At 71.7% G+C, this 7,484-nt stretch carries 9 protein-coding genes; 8 read left to right on the top strand and 1 reads right to left on the bottom strand.

Annotated elements, in window-relative coordinates; translation table 11 throughout:
* From VFZ39_RS17655 to VFZ39_RS17625, 7 genes are all read left to right on the top strand, one after another.
* The coding region (locus tag VFZ39_RS17655) for a hypothetical protein (protein ID WP_330867104.1) at nt 1–209 on the top strand (209 nt) is incomplete at its 5' end.
* Between the two features lie 247 nt (nt 210–456).
* A complete protein-coding gene (locus tag VFZ39_RS17650) occupies nt 457–1,602 on the top strand; it encodes a hypothetical protein (RefSeq protein ID WP_330867103.1) in 1,146 nt (381 codons plus the stop codon).
* 154 nt (nt 1,603–1,756) lie between these two features.
* Nucleotides 1,757–2,146: a YraN family protein gene (locus tag VFZ39_RS17645; RefSeq protein WP_330867102.1), complete on the top strand. Its 390-nt coding sequence runs from the start codon at nt 1,757–1,759 to the stop codon at nt 2,144–2,146.
* Nucleotide 2,147: 1 nt separating this feature from the next.
* On the top strand, nt 2,148–3,743 hold the full coding sequence (locus VFZ39_RS17640) for a YifB family Mg chelatase-like AAA ATPase (protein ID WP_330867101.1): 1,596 nt from the start codon (nt 2,148–2,150) through the stop codon (nt 3,741–3,743).
* Nucleotides 3,740–4,876, top strand: coding sequence for a DNA-processing protein DprA (dprA, locus tag VFZ39_RS17635; protein ID WP_330867100.1), 1,137 nt, complete (start codon nt 3,740–3,742; stop codon nt 4,874–4,876). Before VFZ39_RS17640 ends, dprA begins: the two co-directional genes overlap by 4 nt.
* 30 nt (nt 4,877–4,906) lie before the next feature.
* On the top strand, nt 4,907–5,857 hold the full coding sequence (locus VFZ39_RS17630; RefSeq protein WP_330867099.1) for a tyrosine recombinase XerC: 951 nt from the start codon (nt 4,907–4,909) through the stop codon (nt 5,855–5,857).
* 18 nt (nt 5,858–5,875) lie between these two features.
* The gene (locus tag VFZ39_RS17625) at nt 5,876–6,175 is read left to right on the top strand and encodes an antibiotic biosynthesis monooxygenase family protein (RefSeq protein ID WP_330867098.1); all 300 of its coding nucleotides are present in this window, start codon (nt 5,876–5,878) and stop codon (nt 6,173–6,175) included.
* Here VFZ39_RS17625 and VFZ39_RS17620 read toward each other — a convergent pair.
* Nucleotides 6,103–6,780 carry a M23 family metallopeptidase gene (locus tag VFZ39_RS17620; RefSeq protein ID WP_330867097.1) on the bottom strand — a complete coding sequence of 226 codons (678 nt, stop codon included), beginning with the start codon at nt 6,778–6,780 and terminating at the stop codon, nt 6,103–6,105. The genes VFZ39_RS17625 and VFZ39_RS17620 overlap by 73 nt on opposite strands.
* Before the next feature lie 404 nt (nt 6,781–7,184).
* Here VFZ39_RS17620 and rpsB point away from each other — a divergent pair.
* Nucleotides 7,185–7,484: 30S ribosomal protein S2 (gene rpsB, locus VFZ39_RS17615; protein ID WP_330867096.1), on the top strand; the 300-nt coding region annotated here is incomplete at its 3' end.

Genomic DNA, 7,484 nt, shown 5'->3' with positions numbered 1-7,484 from the left:
GCCCCGCGTTCCTCACCGACGAGGTGGCTACGAGCACGGCAGTTAAGGGCACCCATACCGGCACGTCTGACAATGGTTTGAAGATCGACAACAGTGGTGTGGTGCAGATGAGGGTGTTCTTCTTCAACTTCAATGCGTTGCCGCGGGAGGCCGAGTCCGTCATCGACTACTTGGGCGTGGGGCCTCGCATCCTCCGCCTCGTGGAGTGAGCCGCCTTCCGTTCACATCCCTCGTTCTGGGCGAGCAGGCGGTGCGAGGAGGGCGAGCTCCATCTCGTGCTGCGCGACGGTACTTTGCCGGTCGTGGGCGAGGTCAAGCTCGAGCCACTTCGACGCGAGGGCGTCGTACCGGATCGTGGGTGACCTGTTGATGGCCGTGCACCGTCTCGTGACCAGCGGTTCCCTACCCTCGGAACAGTCTGCGGCCGTGGGGGGCGCGTCGAAACCGGGGGAATCCATGCTCATCAAGTCTCGTCGCGCGTTCGCGACCACAGCCGCGGCCCTGAGCATCCTGCTCATCACGCCGTCAGCCGCGCAGGCGGGGGTGCCCAACTCTCCTGACGCGACGGCGCAGGCGAACAACGGCGTCTACGCGCTCGCCCAGGCCGGCGACCGGATCATCGTCGGCGGCATGTTCAGCCGCTTCGGCGGCCGTGCCCGCGCCTCCGTGGCAGCGGTGCACAAGGACACCGGCGTCGTCGACAAGGTCTTCAACCCAGGCACGAACGGCGTGGTCCGAGCACTTGCCGTCAGCGAGGACGGGTCCACGGTGTTCATCGGTGGCGTCTTCAGCGTTGCCGGGGGTTCGCCGCGCGCCAACCTCGCCGCTGTCGACGCGGTCACCGGAGTCGCACTGCCGGACTGGCAGGCGAACACGGCCGGCACCACTCCTGACGTGAACTCGCTGGCCGTCAAGGGCAACCGGCTGTACGTCGCCGGCCGCTTCACCGGAATCGACGGCACGACCCGCAAGCGCCTCGTGGCACTCGACGTCGCGACGGGCAACCTCGTCACGTCGTTCAACCCGGCTCCGAACGGCAACGTCCGCGAGGTCGTCGTCTCGCCCGACGGGACCAAGGTGTACGGGGGCGGCGCCTTCAGCAAGATCGGCCGGGCAGATCGCCCGGCCGGTGTTGGCGAGGTGCTCGCGAGCAACGGCGACGCGACCACGTTCAACCCGCCGATCGCAGCCGGTGGGAGCGGCAACGTGGTCACCATCGCGCTGACTCCCGACGGATCCCGGCTGTTCTGGTCGACCGAGAGCAACCTGGTGCTGGCGGGCGACCCTGCCGCGGGCAACGGGATCGTGTGGACCCGCAAGTTCGCCGGGAACACCCAGGGCATGCTGGCCTCCGCCAGCGGTGAGCTCTACCTGGGCGGACACTTCTCCCAGGACCAGACCACAGGGCAGAAGCGCCCGTCCTACGCCTCGGTCTACTTTGCAGACGGCACGCTGACGCCGTGGAACCCGAAGGCCTCCGGCGGCAAGCTGGGAGGCTGGGCCTTCCTGATCGAGGGCAACCACCTCCACGTGGGTGGCTTCACCCGCTACTGGGACGGCGTGCTGCAGCGCGGCTACGCGCGCTTCACCGGCACGCCGTAGCCCAGCAGCCCCGGGTGACCATGGCCACCCCCACGCTCGCCTGAGCCGCTTCCCGTCCACATGCGCCCTTCGGGACGCGCGCTCCACAGGTCCCAGCGGCCCCAGCTCGTGACGTCCCCGCCCTCCGGAAGCCTGCTTCCCGAGGAGGTCGGTGATGACGAGCACGACGACAACGGGGCACAACCAGGCGCTGCACAACCAGGCGCTGGGTGCGTACGGCGAGCAGGTGGCGGCCCGCCATCTGGCCGAGCAGGGCATGGCCGTGCTCGACCGCAACTGGCGGTGTGAGGAGGGCGAGCTCGATCTCGTGCTGCGCGACGGCGACGCGCTGGTCGTGTGTGAGGTCAAGACCCGCACGAGCATCGACCACGGGTCGCCGCACGAGGCGGTCACGCCGGAGAAGCTGAGCCGGCTGGTGCGGCTGGGCGTCCGTTGGGCCGAGACCCACGGCGCGCGGCCACCCGAGATCCGGATCGACCTGGTGGCGGTGGTCCGCCCGCTCAAGGGGCCGAGCCTGGTCGAGCACGTGCGAGGGATGGTCTGACATGCCGATCGCCACCACGCCCACCATCGCGCTCGACGGTGCGGTCGGCCATCTGGTCGACGTCCAGGTCGACGTCTCACCGGGGCAGCCCGGGCTCACGATGGTCGGGCGCGCCGACGTGTCGCTCAACGAGGCGCCGCACCGGTGCCGGATGGCGATCCACAACACCGGGCTCCACTGGCCGTCGACCAAACGGCTCACGATCCTGCTGTCGCCGTCCGACCTCCCGAAGCGAGGCACCCACTTCGACCTGGCCATCGCTCTGGCGGTGCTCAAGGCCGACGGACAGCTGCCGGCGGCCGACCTGGGCCACACGGCGCTGGTCGGCGAGCTGACCCTCAGCGGCGGCCTGCGGTCGGTCGCCGGCGTCCTCCCGATGGTGCTGGCAGCCTCGCACCGCGGGCTCCGCCGCGTGATCGTGCCCGAGCCGCAGGCGCACGAGGCGGCGCTCGTGCCGGAGATGGACGTGCTCGGCATGCGCTCGCTCGGGCAGGTCGTGGCAGAGCTGTGCGGTCAGCCGGTCCCGGAGGCGGAGCCCGTGGCGCCGATGTCCGGCCGCCGACTGCTCTCCTGGCGCGGCCAGGAGCGGCTCGACGAGGTCGACCTGGTCGACGTGCTCGGCATGGAGGAGGCCCGCTTCGCCGTCGAGGTCGCGGCGGCCGGGGGGCACCACCTCCTGCTCTCCGGCCCCAAGGGGTGCGGCAAGACCACGCTGGCCGAGCGGATCCCGACGATCCTTCCCGACCTGACCCTCGCGGAGTCGCTCGAGCTCACGGCCCTGCACTCACTCGCCGGCGCTCTGCACGAGGGCGACGGCCTGATCCGGCGGCCGCCGTTCTCGGCGCCCCACCACGACGCCAGCAAGGCCAGCATCCTCGGTGGCGGTTCCGGCCGGGTGCGGCCCGGTGAGATCAGCCGTGCCCATTGCGGCGTGCTGCTGCTCGACGAGTTCCCCTTGCTCCGCACCGACGTGATCGACAGCCTGCGCCAGCCGCTCGAGAGCGGAGAGGTCACCATCGCCCGCGGGGACGAGTCGGTCGTCTTCCCCGCACGCGGCATGGTGGTCTTCGCGGCCAACCCGTGCCCCTGCGGCGAGTACCTCGCCGATGCTCGGTACAACGGCTGTCTGTGCAGCGAGCGTCAACGCCGTGAGTACCGACAGCGCGTCCGGGGCCCGATCACCGACCGGATCGACATCACCCGCCACCTCGAGCCACTGCGACCGCACGACGCGCACGACCACTGGTCCCGGCCCGAGCCCTCCGCCGTCGTCCGCGAGCGGGTCGCGGCGGCGCGGGAGAGGCAGGCAGCTCGTTACGAGCAGCGCGGCTGGCGCCTCAACGGCCAAGTGCCGGGTCCGATCCTCAGCCAGGAGTGGCCGTTGCCGCGGGCCGCCCAGCGCTTGGTCGACGGTCGGATGTACGACGGGAAGCTCAGCCGACGCGGCGCGACCCGGGTCCACCGGCTGGCGTGGACACTCGCCGACCTGCGCGGCGACACGACGCCGAGCGTCGACCACGCCGAGACCGCTCTGCGGCTGCGGTCGGGCGAGCCGTTGCTGGCCGAGGTGCTGCGCGACCATCGGACGGCGTCGTGAGTGACGAGCGGGTCGCGCGAGCCGCTCTGAGCCGGCTGGCCGAGCCCGGGAACGCCAGAGTCGCCTCGGCGGTCGCGCGGGCGGGGGCGGGGGTGCTGCTGGCCGAGCTCATGGCGGCGCAGGGGCGCGACACCCTCGACCTCGACGTCGAACCACGACTCGGGCGCCTCGATCCCGAACGAGAGCTCGCCGATGCTGCCCGCTCCGGCATCCGCTTCGTCGTCCCCGGCGACGACGAGTGGCCGGCGCAGCTCGACGACCTCGCGCACGCCGGGACGCTGCACGAGCTGGGTGGGGCGCCGCTGGGGTTGTGGGTGCGTGGACCGCTCCGGCTCGACCAGGTCGCCGAGTCCGTGGCAGTGGTGGGCTCGCGCTCGTCCACCACCTACGGCGAAGGCGTCGCCCGCGAGATTGCGGCGGGTCTCGCTCGCGCGGGGACAGCCGTCGTCTCCGGTGCGGCGTTCGGCATCGACCAGGCGGCTCACCGCGGCGCCCTGGCAGCGGACGGCGCCACGGTCGCCGTGCTCGCCTGCGGCGTCGACCGGGTCTATCCCGCGGCGCACCGCGATCTGCTCGAGCATCTCGCGACGGTCGGCGCCGTGGTGTCGGAGCTGCCGCCCGGCTGTGCACCGCTCCGGATACGGTTCCTGGCGCGGAACCGGATCATCGCTGCCCTGACCCGCGGCACCGTGGTCGTCGAGGCGGCGCTGCGAAGCGGCGCCCTCAACACCGCCACCTGGGCCGACAGCCTGAGTCGACCGGTCATGGGCGTCCCGGGTCCGGTGTCGAGCGCCCCCTCACAGGGCGTGCACCAGCGGATCCGCAGCGGGTCCGCCACCCTCGTGACCGGACCGGCTGACGTGCTCGAGCTGGTCGGAGGCGCCGGTGAGCACCTCACGGAGGTGCCCCGCGAGCGGGCGCGGGCGCGCGACCGACTCACCAGTCGCCACCGGCAGGTGCTCGAGGCCGTACCGCTCGTGCAACCAGCAGGGTTGCCCGCGATCGCGGCTACGGCTGGCATCGGGCTGCTGGCGACCCAGTCCGCGTTGACGTACCTCACCGACCGCGGCCTGGTCGTGGAGTCCGCAGCCGGGTGGCGACTCGACCGCACGACCGACGGCGAGGTCCCGTGACCGCAGTGATCGCCGACCTACGATCGGCCCATGACCACGGAGGCGACCGCCCAGGAGAGCGCGGACGCGCTTCCCGAGCAGCTCGCCAGGCTCCTGGCCGACTACGAACGCCACCTGGTGTCCGAGCGCGACCTGTCGCCCCACACCGTGCGGGCGTACCTCCGTGACCTCGATTCACTGCTCGTTCACGCGCTCCGGCTGGGGATCGAGCAGATCGAGGACCTCGACCTCCGAACCCTGCGCAGCTGGCTGGCCAACCAGCAGAGCCGCGGCAAGTCCCGCAGCACGATGGCACGGCGCGCGACGGCCGCCCGGGTCTTCACCGCGTGGTTGGCGCGCACCGGGCGGGTGTCGGTCGATCCGGGAGCGAGCCTGGGCTCGCCGAAGGCCCACAAGCCACTCCCCGCGGTGCTCCGCGCGGACGAGGCGCGCGCGCTGATCGAGTCGGCGATCGAGCTGGCCGACGACGGCAGCCCGGTCGCGGTCCGCGACGTGGCGATCCTGGAGCTGCTCTACGCCACCGGGGTCCGGGTGGGCGAGCTGGTCGGCCTCGACGTCGACGACCTCGACCGCGAGCGACAGGTGGTGCGGGTCTTCGGCAAGGGCCGCAAGGAGCGAAGCGTGCCCTACGGACAGCCGGCCGCCCAGGCGGTCGAGCGGTGGCTGCGCATCGGACGGCCGGCGCTGGCGGCGCCGGGCGCCGGGGGAGCGCTGTTCCTCGGTGCCCGGGGAGGGCGGCTGGACCAGCGAGGCGTGCGCACGCTGGTCCACCGGCGGATCGCGGACGTACCAGGGGCACCCGACCTCGGTCCACACGGGCTCCGCCACTCCGCCGCCACCCACCTGCTCGAAGGCGGCGCCGACCTGCGCTCGGTCCAGGAGATGCTCGGGCACGCGTCCATGGCGACGACCCAGCTCTACACGCACGTGACCAAGGACCGGCTGCGCTCGGCGTACCTCCAGGCGCATCCACGCGCCTGACGGTGCACCATTGGTGGCGTGTGGATCCGCGTCTGGGAGTACGACGTGCGCCCATCAGCCCGTGCCGCGTTCGAGCAGGCTTACGGACCCGAGGGTGCCTGGGCGCAGCTGTTCTCCACGTCGGAGGGGTTTCGCGGTACGGAGCTGTTCGTGTCGAGCACCCGTCCCGACCGCTACCTGACCGTCGACCGCTTCGTCGACGCGCGGGCGTGGGACGAGTTCCTGGCAGCGAACGGTGAGGCGTATCAGCGCCTGGACGCCGAGACAGAGCACCTGACCGCTGGGGAGCGCGAGCTCGCGGTCGGCGATGTCGTCTGACAACCACCCGCCGGAAGCCCACCGAGGACGGGCCCGAGACCGGCCGCGATGTGGGGCGGCTGCCAGGTGCGGTACGGCAGCCTCGGCCTGACCAGCGATGACGCCTGAGTCGGCAGTCCGTCCAGCGGGAGGAGTCGGACCGGCCCGGCGCCGACCAGTCGGAGCGGGTCGAGATAGGTGTCACCCTCCAGCCACCCCCAGTGGAGGCACGCGTCCGGCGGGCAGTGGGAGCCGGCGTACGCGAGCCGTCCGAGGGTGTCGCGAGGACCCACCGTCGTACCGACCTCGACGGACGGCGTCACCGGCTCGTAGGTCGTCCGCGTCGAACCGTGGTCGACCGTGACCACGCCCCGGCCGGCGATCGTGCCCGCGAACGACACCACCCCCGCGAGAGCCGGGTGGACCCGCTGCCCGGCGCGTCCGGCCAGGTCCACTCCCCGGTGGCCCGCACCCCAGGGAGCCGAGGGCGGATCGAAGTCACGGACCACCTCCGGCACCGGCCGCAGCGGCCACTCCCCGACGGGGTCGGCCTCGTCGGCGCCGGCCGGTCCGTGCCCGAGCAGGACGACCACGAGGAGGGTCGGTAGCAGGGTGAGAGGACGCATCTCCTGACTGTGGCAAGGTCGGCGGCCCGGGCACCACCGCACGGGCCGCCGACCGGGGAGAAGTACGCCTGGAGCCTGCCTGTGGACAGTGCCCGGCCCGGCGCCGTCGCGATTGGCGACGTCCGGCGCGCGTCGACTACCCTGAGCGGAGCAATCCACTCCGGTGGATTGACTTCGCACGTTCACCGACCGCGACGGAGTCTGTTCCTGGGCTCCGACCACCCGTGGGCGTCGATCCTCGGTCCCGAGCATCGGGTCGGATCGCGCGTGAGCGTCAGGGCTGCCGGCACCCGTCGGTGGCAGCAACTGAAAACTACGAAGAGCGCGTGCACCAGCCCGGTCTGCCCCTCGGGGTTCCCAAGGTCTGGCCTGCGGTGTCCGCCTCTCACACACAGGAGAACCACATGGCAGTCGTCACCATGCGCCAGCTGCTCGAGAGCGGCGTCCACTTCGGTCACCAGACCCGTCGCTGGAACCCGAAGATGAAGCGCTTCATCATGACCGAGCGCAATGGCATCTACATCATCGACCTGCAGCAGTCGCTCGCCTACATCGACCGGTCCTACGCCTTCATCAAGGAGACCGTCGCCAAGGGCGGCACCGTGATGTTCGTCGGCACGAAGAAGCAGGCCCAGGAGGCGATCGCCGAGCAGGCGACCCGCGTCGGGATGCCCTACGTCAACCAGCGCTGGCTGGGCGGCATG

It is taken from the genome of Nocardioides sp. (assembly GCF_036374615.1).
GTDB lineage: Bacteria > Actinomycetota > Actinomycetes > Propionibacteriales > Nocardioidaceae > Nocardioides.
This window is presented reverse-complemented; position numbering and strand designations above follow the sequence as displayed.